This window comes from Legionella steigerwaltii, assembly GCF_001468065.1.
Taxonomy (GTDB): Bacteria; Pseudomonadota; Gammaproteobacteria; order Legionellales; family Legionellaceae; genus Legionella; species Legionella steigerwaltii.
Window position 1 is genome coordinate 1 of record NZ_LNYZ01000021.1, and the last position, 16,602, is coordinate 16,602.

Consider the following 16,602-nt stretch of genomic DNA (forward strand, 5'->3'; position numbering starts at 1 on the left):
CTCATCTCAACAAATTGATTTAGTCAAAAGCGCGTAGAATATCACATAAAATCAATAACTTTTAGACGCCAGGGTAATAGATACAGTAACGAGCGAATATGATAAAAAACTTATTTCTCTTGGGAGCCCACCGCCACATAGACTAGTTTCATCTTCACTCGGAGCATCACAGTCACTTAGCGATCTCTACAAACAAGCTAGGAGAGTTAAAGGTGAGAAAGAAGATGACAAGGCGAAAGCTTGTTATGCCAGACTTCTAGTTGCGTTTGGAGCTATTAGGCTGAATTTTGAAAATGCTGCAAGACAAATAGTCGAAGGTGAGAATTTCACTGTAGGAAAAGAGAAAACATTTGAAGAAAAGGAGCAACAATTTGAACAGGCAACAATAGAGTATTATGACGCTTTGAAAGTTTTTGCTGATTGCCAAAAGCATTTGGTAAAAGAAAAGCGTGAAAACAAAGACTCAAGGGAATCAATAACAGGCGTTACTAAAGACTTAATTGTTCAATATAAAAAATTTGCAGAGAATGCTGATTTATACAAAAAGAGGGTACAAGAGGTTTCGTTGGCTGTAGCAGATCATAAATTAAGAAATATTAAAGATGGGGAACGTATAAATCTTAAAGAGGTAATTCCACACATAACAGAGGTTTACAAACAAGCATATAAAGAGGCGCATAATCCCTTTTGGAGATGGATTAAAGATAGATTTAGAAATAGTGATAGAACTAAAGAAATTGATTTTTTAAATAAAGTATCTGAGCAGGAGGGCTGTACAGAATTCATTCGCCATCAGGCAGCATGCTTGGTGTATAAAAAAATTATTGACACAGAAGCATTTGGTGTACGCACCAAACTGGGTGAGGGCAGCAAGCTGGCTAAGTTATTAGAAGGGGCCATAAAGGGAAAGCCTGATATTGTAGATGGTGATGAGGATTTATTTAATTTTCTAAATAATAAGGACCTACAAGATGCAATTCCAGAAAGTTTAAGGATCTATTTAGCTGTGAATACTTCGGATTATCTCCAAAAACCTAAAGATGTGTATCAAGATGTCAATATTTCTATGTAAATTACACTTCTTTAGAAGCGAATTGTGACTAATAATAAACGGGTTTTACTTTTGTTTTTGTATTTTTATACTTTTATGTACGATGCGAAACAATATTTTTTTGCAATACAATTATGTATAAATCCAACGTGCCAAAAAATTGAGACACGTTGAATTTTTCAGGATATGGTCAAAAGACCAGAGATTTTTAGTGGACTAACCCGTAGCTCGATGTTGAATGATCTGGAGTATGATGTGCTGGTTGTTGATTGAAAAATCCAACTTTTAACCCGCCAAAAGTATATGGTTTTTTATCCTGTTTCGCAGCAACATCAACTGGAGCAGCGGGCACCGGTTTCTCATCAACCTTGGGACCACTTGCTAAAATTTGTTTAGGATCATGAGGAAGTGTATTAGCATCATGATATGCTTTGACGAAACTCGTATGCTCTTCTGGTGAAATAATAGAGTATTTCTCCAATGTACCTAAAATGCTGTCTAATTTTCCTTCATTAATGGATATTGCAAATTGTGCATGATAATGGTCATCATCCATTTTAAAACCATCTTGATGATATAAATAATGATCAGCGTCATCACGATGTACAAAGCGATAGACACCTAACTCATTTTGTCGCGTCATAAAAAAATCATTTACTTCAGCACTAACGCAATCCATTTTAGAAAACAATAAAAGGAAAAGTAATTCCAGCTCATTTTGTGCTTGTGGAAGACTTGGAGACTTTGTTCGGTCTGGTTTGGGATAAACAGTCAAAGTATTGTCATACAAGCTCAGATTAACTTTCTTACACAGGTGAGTAAAGGCCTTAGGCATGGAAAACTCCTAATTGATTATTAAAAATATGTGCAAAATACAATCCAAGAGTTTAATACATAAACATTAAGGTTTTATTAAGAACTGAGAAAAATTTAAGCAAAAATTAAGCAAGGAATATCGAAATGAATCAAAAATTCAAAAGAAGATAAACTTTTTTAGGACAGTTATTATTATGATGTGAAATGAGATCTATTTGTAATGCAATTAATTTTAAATCTGCTAGTCTATAAATAGGCATCAGATAATTAAGGAGAAAATGATGTATAAGAGGGTATTGTTTGCTACTGACTTTGACGAGGTTGGTATTATAGCAGCGCATAAGGCAAAAAAAATTGCTGATGAGAATGGTGCTGACTTGATATTAGTTCATGTCGTAGAACCTATTCCTGCTTATGCTTATCCTGGTTTTGCCGGGTTTGCTGAGGTTGAATTATCCATTCGTGAGCAAGCTGAAAAAGAGCTCAATGAATTGGGTCAAAAATTGGGGGTAGATGCAAAACACCGATTTATTGAATTTGGTTCCACTAAAAATGAAATTTTAAGAGTCGCTCAAGAGCGACAAATCGATTTGATTGTTACAGGCAGTCATGGAAAGCATGGTCTTTCATTATTGTTAGGTTCCACAGCAAATTCCATTTTGCATGGCGCACAATGTGATGTTTTGATTGTTCGTTCTATTCCGCCAGAGAAACATACGACAGTGAAATAATGCTAATAAATTGTAGAATGTAGCCTGGGTGAAGCGTAGCGTAACCCGGGTTAGGAAATACTGCATCCCCGGGTTACGCTACGCTTCACCCAGGCTACAAAGCTCACAGACTACAAATACCCCTAATACGTAATTTTGAGTTCCTCTTATTATTTCTCAATGGAATAGAAAACAAGTATACTATTGAGTTTCGAGTTACACGATTGAACTATATATGAAATTGTTGCGCGGCATTCAACATGTTTCTGCTTTTGATAAAGGCGTGGTCGCTACTATTGGTAATTTTGATGGGGTGCATTTGGGCCATCAAAATCTTCTTAAGACTCTAAGAAATAAAGCAAATCACTTAAAGTTGCCTTTAGTCCTGATTTTATTTGAACCTCAGCCCAGGGAGTATTTCCAACAAGAGAAAGCACCTGCACGACTCTCGAGTTTAAGAGAAAAATTAGAGGTGTTGCGTTTGTGTCAGATTGATTATGTTTATTGTATTAAATTTGATAATGCATTAGCGCAAACATCAGCTGCTGATTTTGTCCGCACTTATTTGTTTTCTATATTGAATGTGAAGCATCTTTTAGTGGGTGAGGATTTTCGTTTTGGCAAAAACAGAGAAGGGGATGTGCATTTATTAATGCAGCTTAGTGTAGAACATGCCTGTGATGTGAGTATTTATTCAAATTTTTGCATTAATGAGGATCGAATTAGTTCAACACGAATTAGAATGGCCTTGCAGCATGGTGACCTGCATACTGCAGCAAAATATTTAGGTAGACTTTATAGTATTTGTGGGCGTGTATTACATGGAGATGGTCGGGGCCGTCAATGGGGAATTCCTACGGCAAATCTTGCTCTTCATCGTACTGCGTTGCCCTTGCAAGGCGTGTTTGTAGTACAAGTTCGAATCGCATCCCAAATGGTGTATGGTGTCGCTAATGTAGGACGTCGTCCTACAGTGGATGGAAGCAAGAATGTTTTGGAAGTGCATCTATTCGATTTTGAACAGTCAATCTATGGTGAGTTATTGCAGGTGTTTTTCTTGCACAAATTGCGTGATGAAGTTAAATTCACTTCAGTGGATGCTTTAATTGCGCAGATTTATGATGATATTGCAGCAGCAAAAGAATTCCTTCGGAATTGTAATAAACTATCTCAATATCAAAATCTGGGTGTTGATTTGAATGCAGGTTGAATGAAAAATATTTTGGACGCGCGTGCTAAAATCTTTTTCATTCAAGATGCACTATATGTGATTATTCCCTGATTCGGGGAGAGTAATCACCAAAATTTAACGATTTGCAGAGTGAACCTTATGGCAGAATATAAAGATACATTAAATCTTCCTAATACTTCATTTCCGATGAAGGCAAGCTTGGCTACTCGAGAGCCGGAAGTTTTGGCCAACTGGCAGGCTAAAAAGGTATATGAAAAAATTCGTAGCGCACGTGCTGGAAGTAAGCGCTTCATTTTGCATGATGGCCCTCCATATGCGAACGGCCATTTGCATTGTGGACATGCGTTAAATAAAATTCTTAAAGACATTATTATTAAATCCAAATCACTCAGTGGATATGACGCACCGTTTGTTCCAGGTTGGGATTGTCATGGGCTTCCTATCGAACTCAATGTTGAGAAAAAGATAGGTCGTGTAGGCGATAAAGTATCTGCCAAAGTATTTCGTGCCAAATGTCGTGAGTATGCTGCTAGCCAAATCGATATTCAACGCGATGAATTTCAACGACTCGGTGTTTTTGGCGATTGGTATAATCCCTATGTCACTATGGATTTTCGTTATGAAGCCAACATCGTACGTGCACTCGGTTTGATGATCAAAAATGGTCATTTGCAACAAGGTTTTAAACCGGTACATTGGTGTATCGATTGTGGATCTGCTTTGGCTGAAGCAGAAGTTGACTATGATGAGAAAACTTCACCATCAGTAGACGTTGCTTTTTTCGCCGTAAAACCTGAAGAGTTTCTTGATTTATTTGATGTAGATGCAGAAGTAAAACCCGTTAGCCTACCTATTTGGACTACTACACCATGGACCTTACCTGCTAACGAAGCGGTGTGCTTGCATCCAACAATTGATTATTCTTTGGTCGATACAGGCGATTCTTATTTGATCCTTGCTACTGATTTGGTGGAGCCTGCGATGACTCGTTACGGGATGAGTCAATACACAATTCGTGGTACAGCTAAAGGAAAGATTTTTGAACATTTGAAATTAAAACATCCTTTTTACAATCGAGTTGTACCTGTGATATTAGGAGAGCATGTCACAACCGAATCAGGTACTGGAAGTGTGCATACTGCACCTGCACATGGTCCGGATGATTATCTGGTAGGTCAAGCTTATAATCTGCCTTTAATTAATCCAGTCAAAGGAAATGGTTGTTTTGCTGATGATGTAGAATTATTTGCTGGGCTTTCTGTATTAAAAGCGAATGACACGATTTTGGGTGTTTTGGCTGAAAAGGGTGTTCTTTTAGCGAAAGAGAATATTAGACACAGTTATCCTCATTGCTGGCGACATAAATCACCGATGATTTTCTTAGCTACACCTCAATGGTTTATCTCTATGGATAAAAGTCAGTTAAGAGAACAAATTGTCAAAGAAATTGATAAGGTAACTTGGGTTCCTGATTGGGGAAAGGCACGTATCAGTAATATGGTTGAGAACAGACCTGATTGGTGTATCTCAAGACAAAGAGCGTGGGGGACTCCCATGCCTTTATTTGTTCATAACACGACTCGTGAGTTGCATCCTAATACACTGGAGCTCATTGAAAAAATTGCTTTATTGATTGAAAAATCAGGGATTGATGCTTGGTTCGAACTGGACGCGAGAGAGTTGTTGGGGGATGATGCCGAGTTTTATGACAAAATTAGTGACACCTTGGACGTATGGTTTGATTCTGGTGTAACCCATTTTTGTGTTTTACAGCAAAATAATGCGTTGGCTTTTCCTGCGGATGTTTATTTTGAGGGTTCCGATCAACATCGCGGCTGGTTTAACTCGTCACTCACTACGTCGGTCGCCATGCATGGTGTTGCTCCTTACAAAACCGTGTTGACCCATGGTTATACAGTGGATGCTGAGGGTAAAAAGCTCTCAAAATCCAAAGGAAACTATGTGGCTTTAGATCAACTCGTCAATCAGTATGGTGCTGATATTTTACGCTTATGGGTTGCCTCTACTGATTATCGACATGAAGTGAGTATTTCGGATGAAATTATCAAACGAAATGCAGATGCTTATCGAAGAATTCGTAATACGGCTCGCTTTTTGTTAGCTAACTTATTTGATTTTGATCCAGCAGTTGATTGCGTACAAGACAAAGATCTTTTGGAATTGGATAAGTGGGCGTTAAAACGCAGCCAACTGTTACAAGAAGAAATTATAGAAGCCTATGAAGGTTATCAATTTCATATTATTTACCAAAAAATTCATAATTTCTGCGCGGTCGATATGGGAAGTTTTTATCTTGATTTGATCAAGGACAGACAATACACCTCTGCAAAAGGAAGTAAAGCCAGACGATCATGTCAAACTGCGATGTATCATATAGTTCGGGCATTTACTCTTTGGCTCGCACCTATATTGTCTTTTACCGCTGAGGAAATAGGGCGTTACATACCTGGTTATAATCACGAATCTGTGTTTACAGAGCTATGGTATAATGCCTGGCCAACGATAGACGATGTGAATATGGCAGATTGGGATGAGCTGCATTTAATTCGTGATGAAGTGAATAAGGCGTTGGAAGAAACACGCCAGAAAGGAGAGATTGGTTCCGCTTTAGCTGCTGAGGTGACTCTGTATGCAGACGATAAAGTACTGCCTAAGTTAACTCGTTTGGGTGAAGAATTACGCTTTTTATTAATCACATCTGGTGCAATAGTTCATCCTATGAGTTCCGCTCCAACAGTGTTGTCGGCTACGGCATATGGTGTGTCTATTGCAGTTTCTGCAAGCTCGTACGAAAAATGTGCTCGCTGCTGGCACAGACGACCTGATGTTGGTCAAGATAGACAGCATCCTGAGCTGTGTTTGCGTTGTGTCGGCAATATTAGTGGTCAAGAGGAAATGAGGCAATTTATATGAAAAAATGGCCGTGGTTTTTACTTAGTTTTGCAGTAATTGTTTTAGATCAAGCAAGCAAATACTTGGTAGGTGTTCTGATGACTCCGTATAAACCATTGCCTGTTTTTCCAATGTTAAATCTGACTTTGGCCTATAACTCTGGCGCAGCGTTTAGTTTTTTAAGCGGTGCCGGAGATTGGCACAGATGGTTTTTTTCCGCTTTTAGTCTTATCGTGAGTATTATTCTTGCCATCTGGTTATATCGTACTGCGAGTCAGGCTAAGTTACTTTTGGGCGGAATCAGTCTTATTTTAGGGGGGGCGATTGGTAATTTGTTCGATAGAGCCTTTCATGGCTACGTGATTGATTTTATAGATACCTACTATAAACATCACCATTTTGCTACTTTTAACGTAGCGGACAGCGCGATTTGTATAGGGGCAGGACTTTTTGTTTTGGATTTATTGGTGAATAAACAGGAGTAATAACTTGCTTCATTCTACACGGAACGTCTATTTTTCTTATGAACTTTTTTCATAAACAGGTATTTCCTCATTTAGAACTTCAATTGCATGTTCTTTTAATGCTTTAAATTGACTTTTGATTTCTTTCTTTTTTGAAGTCTCATATGTTAAACCTAACACTGCCTTCAATTTACTAAAACTTGCTTCAGGTGAGCGCTTATTTAAAGCTATAGCACTTTTTAAATCATCAAACATTTTTTTATAAGAAGGTGAAAAAAAGGATAATAGTGTATGACCCCATGTCTTTTCTTTGGAGTTGACAAATTCAGTCACTAATTGAATGACACTTGATTCATGTTTCCTACATGTCGTTACCATATGATTGAGACTCAGTTGGAGTCCTTGTACGTTATCAAGGGCTCTAGCTATCGATTTATCCAAGACAGTAATTTTTTCTGCTGTTGTATAGTCAGATGGTATAGGTTCTTCTATGTAGCTAATGGTATTGGCTACTTCATCCGCAAGTAATCCAAAAGTTTTTTCCAGATCAGCACAATCAACATGTTTCTTCAATTTTTCTATTTTTTCATGTATTTTTCTAAGTGATTGGATTATTTCCTTTTGTTTTTCCATATCTTTCTTAAGTTCTTCAATATCACTATTTATCTTATTCAGTGAAACTTTTGTTTTGTGTTCCATAACGTCGATAAGTTGCGTTTTGAGTGAATCCATTTTTATCTTTTTTAATTCTGCCAATTTTTTGAATTCTTTTTCTATACCGTCAATGAGTTGGGATGGCCTTTCTCCATCTGGAATTAATTGTTGCTTTTCAAATCGAGAGTGAAGGGCTTGCAGCGGTTCTTTGGCAGTCTTACATTTGTCAAGGAGTGCTTCCACGCAAATCGTGTTACTTGCAATTCCCCCCCAAGATTCAGAAGGCCCCCAGCTCCAGGTCCAAAATGCTGCTTTAGCTTGTTTTATATATGAGCCATGCTGGTAATTAAAGTATTCTTTCCATCCAGGTCTTTCTTGTTCTGTTACACCAAGATCTGCTAGAAGCTGATCGAATTTTTGCGGGGTATTATACTCCTGCCAAAATAGTTTCATTTTCTCTTTTTCTTCTTTTTCTTTATCAATGCGTTCTGATGGTTGCTTATTTAACACTTGTTGTAATTTATCGATTCGAGCAAATTTTTCTTGTGATGTACTCAGTTCTTGCTGTTGGTTTTTTAAAAGCATTAATTGTTCTTTGAATTGTTGATGTAAAACTTTTTCCTTGGGGAGGAGTTTTTGCAAAACTTGTCTGCTCTCACTTTCCAGTTGAATTTTTAATTCATTAAACTTATTAGCTATCAAATTTTTTATTGTTAGTACGTCACTTTTATACGGTCTTGCCATTAATCCAGCACTTGATATCTTTGCTTCAAATGCGCATGCGGCAGCGTAAAGCGTTAATAAAATTTCATGCTTGGTTTGATTACCTTGATTGATATCATATTTTTGAATCCAATCCTTCATTCCATTTAGAACATTATTAACCGCTTTTGGATTAAATTTAAATCCAGTGACCCATCCATTGCTTAATCCAGATAAAAGTGTATCTATAGGGACGATTTCTGGATGATTTTTGGGTAGATCGTTTTTACGCTCGATCGCCAATGCTGCTAAAGCAAAAGCTAAACTCCATGTACGCTTTTTATCACTTACCTCATCAATTTTTGCAGACATATTATCTGGTTTGTCTTCCATTTCTTTGGCAAGATACTCTAACTGCTTGGCAGGTGGCAGTTTTTCTTTGCAATGAATAATAAATTTAATAAGCGCGTTTTTTATGCCCCGCTTGTATTTATCAAAGTCAGGATCTACTTTAGTTTTCTCACCATAACTGGAGAGCGTAGCTACTGCTTGATCTAATACAGTATCAGTAAGCATGGAAGTCAGGGCCTATAAAATTACTCGTTACTATTATAAATTATTCAACATTAAGGAAATATTATGGAGATTTTTAAAACATGATCAAGGAACGGCCATATTGGAACCGACCGTTCACCAAGATTTTTTACATCTGTAAAATTTAAAGTTATGCCAAAATACTTGTTGTAAGCACGTTGAGTTGTTTTGCATCCGGATTATGTATACTCACTGCCGCTACAGCGGGTAAATTTAGAAAATGTTCTGCTTCTTCCCATTCAATTTCGCCAGGGAATAATTTTAGGTGAGGAAGACATTTATTCAACAAAGTACAAAAAGCCAAATCGGCTGGGAAGGGGCGAACATGCGTGTAACCGAGACTCATTACGGCCATTGCTTCCGAAATGGTGGCAACTCCTGGTAAGTAATTGAACGAATAAACATTAGCTGTTTGAGCAATTGCGGGTAAATATCCCGGACTGGTCGCAAAATCTACGCCTGCCTGATAACAGTTTTCAAGTTGTTGGGTGTCAATCACACCACCGGCACCTATTTTAAGAGAAGGGCAGTAGGCAATTGCTTGGGCTAATAGTTTTTGATCGGTTGAATTAATTTCAACTAAGTCGAAACCTGCTTCTTTAATTTGTTGTAAACGTTCAAACAAAAAATTGTCTACATCGAGTGATATAATTACAGATTGATTGCCCAGTAACTTATCTAAGATCATAGTGAGTCCTACAGTGATGTATATTTTTTAGTAAACTTTGTTTCAAATTGGTTAAAGCATAAAGTTTAATGTTAGAAGAGTTAGATTGTATTGGCAAGTATATTCATGATTCTTGGTTGAAGAAATTAAGGATATTAATTAGTTAGAAGAAATTAGGGTCTATAAACAGACCCTAATATAAACAGTTAAGATACCTATGTATTAGTAGCGGAGGGTGAGATGGTATCGGGTTCTAGTTGTTGCTGTTCTATCGGACCCTGTTCTGGAGTGACGTTATCCTTATAGGCATCTTCAAATTTAGCCATATGCTTGATGAACGCATTCATTGTGGTTTCAGGTACGGGTGTTTTGCTTAACATTTCTTTTAGATCCAGGGCTGTCATTAGCTTATCAGTGAATTTTTTCGCATGTTCTTTAACATCCGGATCTTTGATCTCATCTACATCATTAAAAAACTGGTCTAAAAAATATCCCTTACCCGATTTCTTGCCTGCTTGTTGTTTAGCGGTTACTGTTTGGACAAATTGAGCGGCCATTGCAATTTTGGCTGCGAGCATTGGCGCTGAGCCGGTTTTAGATGAGAGTGTCGTTGCCTGCATTTGTGGCAATGGAACTTTACCTGTGATACTTGAATTAGGTGGTTTCAAAGGTAAAGTGGGATCTGTTGGACTATGTTCTAAAGTCTGCTTTAGTTGTGCACGAGCTGATTGCATCAAATTAATTTGATTTTGTACTGATATTTTTTCAGCTTTATTTTTTGCAATACTCGTCGTGTTATGATCTAGTGCTTCTTTTTTGGTGTCTTTTACAACGTCTCTTACGACCTGGATGTCTTTTTTCTCACGTTTGAAAGCTTCCCGTGCCTCATTTCTTTCGCCTTCTTTCAAATCTTTTAATGGTTTCCCATTTTTTATAAGATAATAATTCCCTGCATCATCTTTGACAATTTTTTGATTTTTAGGAATAACAAAAGCAGCGCCTTTCATGCTAGAGGGGTTTCCCTCAGCATCAACAAATTGTTTTCCATCTGCTTTTTTAGTAGCTATTATGTCATTTAAGTTTGCAATTTTTGCTTCTATGGCATTAAGCTCATGTCCTTTTGCATAAACCTGCTCGTCTGTTAGTTTTAACTTTGGATTTACCATATCATCTGCGATTTTATCTGCCTTTCTTCGGAGCTTTTCAATCTCCGCTTCAATGTCGTTTTCTGATTTTTTTTCGAACTTAGGAGCGTCGTCTAAGCTCTTTTCCATAGCATCATATTTATTGTTAATTAATTTTCGTTCTTGCTTTAATTTTTTTGAACGTTCTTCAAGAGCATCTCGATCATTTTCAAGTTGTTTTATCGCGCTATCATAATTTTTAATTGCTTCTTGGGTTGCCTTATTAGGTTGAGGAGGCGCTGCTTTTTCCTGCGCTTTTTTCTCATTTGTTAGCGTTTTTTCTTGCTGCATCGCAATCAGCTCATTTTGAGCTTTTTGAGCTTCAGCGTCTTCCTCTGCCAAGAGAAAATGAAAGAATGCTCTTCTTATCTGCTCCATCCTGATGTGTTCTTGGATTTGGTCTAGGTGCATTTTTTCGATAGCTTGCTGTTGTTCTTTTTCGGTAACAAGTTCCTCGGTCATTGTTTCTCCGGCAGGGGTTAATAAGAAACGTCTTAAACTATCGGGACCCTGGAGGCCGAAACGGCTTAGATTTATCGAAGAATTAGGATCTTCTACCTTTGATTTTATAGCAACATCTAGCTTTTGGCTTAGGACCCCAAATTCATGAGTTGTAAATTTTTCTGGCAGGGATTGTTTGGCTAGCGTCATATATCTATATCCTTTTACAGCATATTATAATTATACAATATTGGTCAAAAAAACACCAAAATTAGCTGCTTTTAACTTAGTTATCCTACATACTATAGTTTATTACCTCTTCTTGGGAAGACGCTTTTTGGTTACTTTGCAAATTTTTTACTGCAAACATTGGAGGATGATGTGGTATAGAGCTATGATTGTCTTCTAATAAAGTTGATTCACTGCTGTTATTCAATAGTGTTCGCAACAAACAATGACTGCTTGAGTGCGGAATCAATTCATAACGTCTGGGATCACTTGAGTAATATTCTGCATCGTTTAAAGTGGTGTGTAGTTTAAGGTCTTCATGTGCAAATGCCCAATAGTATAAATGCCCCCGTTGACTTTCTATAAAGGATAACAAAGTTTGTTTCACTGTACCGGCTTGGTTATCGATCCAGTTGCTTACTACAGCGATTCCTGTCGCACTTGCAGCAAACAAGATTCCAAAAGAATGATCCCAGACTTCACCAAGTGTACAGATAAAACTCCCTAAAGCGTAGGCAAGAATACGCGTCATAGGATTTAAAATAGTAAGTCCTATGCGTGTAGAAAAGGAGATGAAATCAAGGATAGGCAAAATAATAAGATTCTTTATTAATTGCAGTATCGGCAAGCAGAGGGTGCGAATACTATTAATACAAAGATTGAGCAATTGATTATCGGAAAAATGTCCGAATGGCCAGGTAAAACCATAGAGCGGTGAAAACCTGAAATGAGCTATTAAATTATCTGATGGTGGCCGTGTAGAAAAGAAAAGTAATAATTCTCCCAGCTCACTGACATTGCCAAGAATTGCAAGTGTTTTAGTGAGTAAATTCGTAATGCCACGGAATGGTACGTGAATAAAAAGGGCACTTACTTCAAGCAGTGGAATGGTAAGTAGCGCTAAAATAAAATCAGTACTGGCTGCAAAAATTTGCTTACTGAGGTTTTTAAAAAGAACCCCGCTTTTTTTCCAACCTTTGATGAACCCATCATGAAATCCATAATAGTAGGTTTCAAAAAGAGGAGCGATGCATAGTTTCCCTAGGTTCACAAAACTTTTGCATAACCATTTACATGTGCCTAGAAACCAATCATCTCCGGGGTGCATAATTGTATCATAAATAGCTGCACCGCCTTTTCCACCTAAAGCAGCATAATTGGTATAAGGAAACTCCCCCATTTCATGTCCTAAAGAAGGAATAACTTTTGTTAAACTGTAGCCCAGACCAAGCGCCAATGAAGCGATAATAGCAATTTCTGCAGGATCTTCCTTGAGGACATTCACCGCTTCAACAAAAAACTTATCCAGATTTCCACCTGCTACAATACCTTGCCAGTAGGTGATCGATGCTGAAATTGCTTCAGAAATCGTTCCATGACTCATCCAATGAGCTAATTTTTGTGTTGGTTCAATGCCTATGATTAAACCGTTCAAATGTAATTTGGTTAAAATTGATTTAAGGAACTCGGGAGCAAGTACTGCGCCGCCGCCATAAGCATATGCAGCCATAGCTAAACTACCAATTAAGGGATTTTTTTCACTTACGTCGATGAAAAAGCTGGCAATATGGCGAATTACTTCTAATACTCGATGAAAAGGATTGTCATAAGGGTGTGGACTAGGTGGATGATTGGGACGTGCAATAATGTAAGGACTGTTGCTAATTTGCTCTTTAATGAATTCTTCTAGGGTTTGGCCGGTAGTTAAAAGTCCCTTATTTTCCAAAGCCAAGATCAAAGAGTTTCTTGCTTTAGCTTGTTGTTTTCGTTGTTTCTTTAATACCAATGAGTCTTCTGGGGGGCGGTGTGTGTCATGAACATGATTGAAAAAATCGTCATGCAAGTCATGAATAATAAAATGACGCATGCTTGTATAGAATTTATAAAAAAATCCAGGAATACGTGAAATAAATGCATTCAGTTTAAGACTAACGCGCTCGGGTAAATAGAGATGTCGTTTACTGATTTGTCCTAAAGTATATAAATCTTGTCCTTCTGGCAGGGGATAGAAAAGGCCCTCGTGAATAAAATAACGTAATTGCACCAATTTGTTTTCTTGTCTTATCAAAATAAGTTGCTTGTCAGCAATAATTGCCCAGCTACCATGGGGAAGTTGGTTGAGTACTTTTTTTGCTTTTTTCGTGTTGCTTACAAGTATTGGTTCGCTGGAGCTGTTTATCAGTTGAGTGATTAAGGTCTTTAAATCAGGATAACCTTTTTGTGGAAATCCTTGTAGCCTGTAGTAGGGGGTTATTTTGGTTATTGTAATTCCATCCAAACGTTTTTCTACTTCGGTTTTATGTTCAGGTTTGGCATTCAGTGCCAAATAATTAATCCAATCATGGCCATCTCGCCATAACTTACTAAAAAAAGCGGTAAGTTGTGCAAATCTATTTGCGGGAACATTGCTCAAGTTTGCTGCAGGAGGTAATTTATAATAGTCACAAATCACCCTTAATGCATCATCCAATTCCTTGCTGTTATGACCAATATGGAGTTCGCTGTCCCAAACAAGACAGGGGTTTGTTACTTCATGTTTTTTTAAGACCTCACTAAAGTCCATTTGATCTTGTCGTGACACGGAATAAACACGATTGAAAGCATAATGTTGTGCTGTTTTATGAGATTCATAAAGAATGTCTCCTAGAGTCCCTTCAGATATGAGAGGAGAGGTTGCTATTAAGCGATTTTGATTTGAGCAGTGTCCTATGATATCAATCACTTGTTTTTTTAGTGCCTCATGACCTTCATGATCCTGACTGGTTAATTTGCATTCCTGATCTAACAATTTTTTTAATGAATCAATGCAATCATTTGCGAGTTGTAGCTTTTGTTCTTGTGCTGGGGTTAGTGGCTGACTGTAACTGGCTGAGCGTATTCGATAGCGGTGAACTTTGCTGATGATGTTCGCTACCAATGAAGAAGTTCGTTCTCCCGGTAGAAGCTGGATTAGATCCGCTTGATGGGTGAATAACATAAGCTGCACAGTTTTTTTATCATGGTTGGCAATTAAGCGCAGTCTGTCGCCTCCTGGGAGGAGGTATTCCATATCATAATGCCCATACAGTACTGTTCCCGCTTCATGGCTGAATGGACTTCCTGTTATAGTAGGCAGTGCATGATGGCTAAAGGGGGTAATGGTTAAGGGAACGATAATTTGCGTGTGCCCTTTTGTCGTTACAAAATCAGACATAGGAACTATCCTTTGTTCACATACTGCACAGGATACTTGGTTTTTTAATGAAATATCAAGTAGGACCAACTACAAATCTGGAAATTTTATAGTGTCACTGATAAAATGTTTTAAAAATAAACAGGAATCTATTTTAATGACTAGTTATTGTGGTTATATTGCTTTAGTTGGTAGGCCTAATGTAGGTAAATCAACGCTCCTCAACTGTATTTTGCAACAAAAAGTTAGCATTACCTCTAGAAAACCACAAACAACTCGGCACAGTATCTTGGGGATACGTACGGAAGGCGATTATCAATTTGTTTACGTGGATACACCTGGAATTCACCAAGGAAATAAAAAAGCAATGAATCGCATGATGAACAAAACTGCGATTAGTGTATTGCGTGACGTTGATGTGATTGCTTTTTTAGTTGATGGAACTCATTGGCAAGAAGAAGATGAATACGTTTTAAGCTTGGTAAAGCAGGCCAAAGTACCTTGTATTTTAGTGGTCAACAAAGTAGATAAAATCGATGATAAAACTCAGTTGTTACCCTGGATAGAGCAAATGAGTCAAAAATACGAATTTGCAGCAATTATCCCAATATCTGCAAAAACAGGGGTACAGGTCGATGAGTTGCAAGATAAATTACAGAATTATTTGCCTGAGGGACCGCATTTGTTTCCTGACGATCAGTTGACTGATCGGTCTATCAAATTCTTATGTGCTGAATTATTGCGTGAAAAGATTTTCCGCTTTTGTGGGCAAGAATTACCTTATGCTGTTACAGTAGACATTGAGTCATTTAAAGATGAAGGCACTCTTGTACGTATTCATGCCTTGATTCTTGTGGATAAAGACAATCATAAGCGTATGATTATTGGTGATAAGGGGCAGAAATTAAAGGAAATGGCAACAAGTGCACGGATGGATATGGAAAAACTATTAGGTAAAAAAGTATTCTTACAATGCTGGTGCAAGGTAAAATCAGGCTGGTCGGATGACGAGCGTATATTAAAACAATTAGGCTATGACCACTAAGACGATAGAGGCTTGGGTTTTACATAAGAAATGGTCTGGAGATACGAGTGCTCAGGTTAGTTTTTTTACGCGTGAGCAAGGATTGATTCAGTGCCTTTGTAAAGGAGGGCGCACGCCTAAAAAACAAGCCCTTTTACAACCTTTTACTCCTTTATGGGTTAGTCTTGCCGAACGTCACGAGCGTTACTACGCACAAACTGTTGAAAGTATTTCTCCAACACTTCACCTCACAGGCAACTCGCTTTTTGCGGGCTTATATGTCAATGAAATTCTTTATTATGCACTAAGCCCCAATTATTCTGATTCGACATTATTTGATGCCTATTTATTTACTATGAACAGCCTTGCTTTTACAAAGGAGCGGCTTGTTATCGAAGCGTCATTAAGACGTTTTGAGTGGACTTTACTGCATGCCTGTGGTTATTCCTTTTCATTAACGCAAGAAGCAAGAACAGCAAACTTGATTGTTGAAGACTCATGTTATCAATTTGTTGCGGGTGAAGGTTTTATCGAAGATAGTAGAGGAATTCCAGGCGCGCATATTCTTGCTTTGGCAAAAGATAATTTAAATGAGGCACTCTATCTTAAATCAGCAAAAATGATTATGCGCCAAGCAGTAGATCACCTATTAGGTGGACGCGAAATTAAGACCAGGACTTTGTATTTTGCGGAAGTAAAATAATAGGGTTCAAGAGGAATATATATTTTTAAGCAACTTGAGTTTAGGCCAGGATGGACCTTATACTCTTTATTTTATTAGTAAGGTGTA

The 16,602-nt window shown here is 37.7% G+C and carries 12 protein-coding genes; 7 read left to right on the top strand and 5 right to left on the bottom strand.

Annotated elements, in window-relative coordinates:
• The first annotated feature begins 403 nt into the window (after positions 1–403).
• The gene (locus Lstg_RS12325) at positions 404–1,072 is read left to right on the top strand and encodes a hypothetical protein (protein WP_058477989.1); all 669 of its coding nucleotides are present in this window, start codon (positions 404–406) and stop codon (positions 1,070–1,072) included.
• Between the two features lie 187 nt (positions 1,073–1,259).
• On the opposite strand, the gene Lstg_RS12330 is transcribed toward Lstg_RS12325, so the two are convergent.
• Positions 1,260–1,886 carry a hypothetical protein gene (locus Lstg_RS12330; protein WP_058477990.1) on the bottom strand — a complete coding sequence of 209 codons (627 nt, stop codon included), beginning with the start codon at positions 1,884–1,886 and terminating at the stop codon, positions 1,260–1,262.
• A 262-nt stretch (positions 1,887–2,148) separates the two neighbouring features.
• Between Lstg_RS12330 and Lstg_RS12335 the strand changes: the two genes are divergently transcribed.
• From Lstg_RS12335 to lspA, 4 genes are all read left to right on the top strand, one after another.
• Positions 2,149–2,598 carry a universal stress protein gene (locus Lstg_RS12335; RefSeq protein ID WP_058477991.1) on the top strand — a complete coding sequence of 150 codons (450 nt, stop codon included), beginning with the start codon at positions 2,149–2,151 and terminating at the stop codon, positions 2,596–2,598.
• Between the two features lie 214 nt (positions 2,599–2,812).
• Positions 2,813–3,787 carry a bifunctional riboflavin kinase/FAD synthetase gene (ribF, locus tag Lstg_RS12340; RefSeq protein WP_058477992.1) on the top strand — a complete coding sequence of 325 codons (975 nt, stop codon included), beginning with the start codon at positions 2,813–2,815 and terminating at the stop codon, positions 3,785–3,787.
• Between the two features lie 120 nt (positions 3,788–3,907).
• Complete coding sequence (gene ileS / locus Lstg_RS12345; protein ID WP_058477993.1) at positions 3,908–6,703, top strand: isoleucine--tRNA ligase; 2,796 nt, start codon at positions 3,908–3,910, stop codon at positions 6,701–6,703.
• Complete coding sequence (lspA, locus tag Lstg_RS12350) at positions 6,700–7,167, top strand: signal peptidase II (protein WP_058477994.1); 468 nt, start codon at positions 6,700–6,702, stop codon at positions 7,165–7,167. Before ileS ends, lspA begins: the two co-directional genes overlap by 4 nt.
• Positions 7,168–7,203: 36 nt before the next feature.
• On the opposite strand, the gene Lstg_RS12355 is transcribed toward lspA, so the two are convergent.
• The 4 genes from Lstg_RS12355 to Lstg_RS12370 form a co-directional block, all read right to left on the bottom strand.
• Positions 7,204–9,078 carry a hypothetical protein gene (locus tag Lstg_RS12355; protein ID WP_058477995.1) on the bottom strand — a complete coding sequence of 625 codons (1,875 nt, stop codon included), beginning with the start codon at positions 9,076–9,078 and terminating at the stop codon, positions 7,204–7,206.
• A 148-nt stretch (positions 9,079–9,226) separates the two neighbouring features.
• Positions 9,227–9,784 (bottom strand): bifunctional 4-hydroxy-2-oxoglutarate aldolase/2-dehydro-3-deoxy-phosphogluconate aldolase, encoded by a 558-nt coding sequence (locus Lstg_RS12360; RefSeq protein WP_058477996.1) that lies wholly within the window; start codon positions 9,782–9,784, stop codon positions 9,227–9,229.
• Between the two features lie 194 nt (positions 9,785–9,978).
• Positions 9,979–11,598: a hypothetical protein gene (locus Lstg_RS12365; RefSeq protein ID WP_058477997.1), complete on the bottom strand. Its 1,620-nt coding sequence runs from the start codon at positions 11,596–11,598 to the stop codon at positions 9,979–9,981.
• 85 nt (positions 11,599–11,683) lie between these two features.
• Positions 11,684–14,809, bottom strand: coding sequence for a hypothetical protein (locus Lstg_RS12370; RefSeq protein WP_058477998.1), 3,126 nt, complete (start codon positions 14,807–14,809; stop codon positions 11,684–11,686).
• Between the two features lie 136 nt (positions 14,810–14,945).
• On the opposite strand from Lstg_RS12370, the gene era reads away from it, so the two are divergent.
• A complete protein-coding gene (era, locus tag Lstg_RS12375) occupies positions 14,946–15,833 on the top strand; it encodes a GTPase Era (protein ID WP_058477999.1) in 888 nt (295 codons plus the stop codon).
• A complete protein-coding gene (gene recO / locus Lstg_RS12380) occupies positions 15,823–16,515 on the top strand; it encodes a DNA repair protein RecO (protein ID WP_058478000.1) in 693 nt (230 codons plus the stop codon). Before era ends, recO begins: the two co-directional genes overlap by 11 nt.
• Positions 16,516–16,602 lie beyond the last annotated feature (87 nt).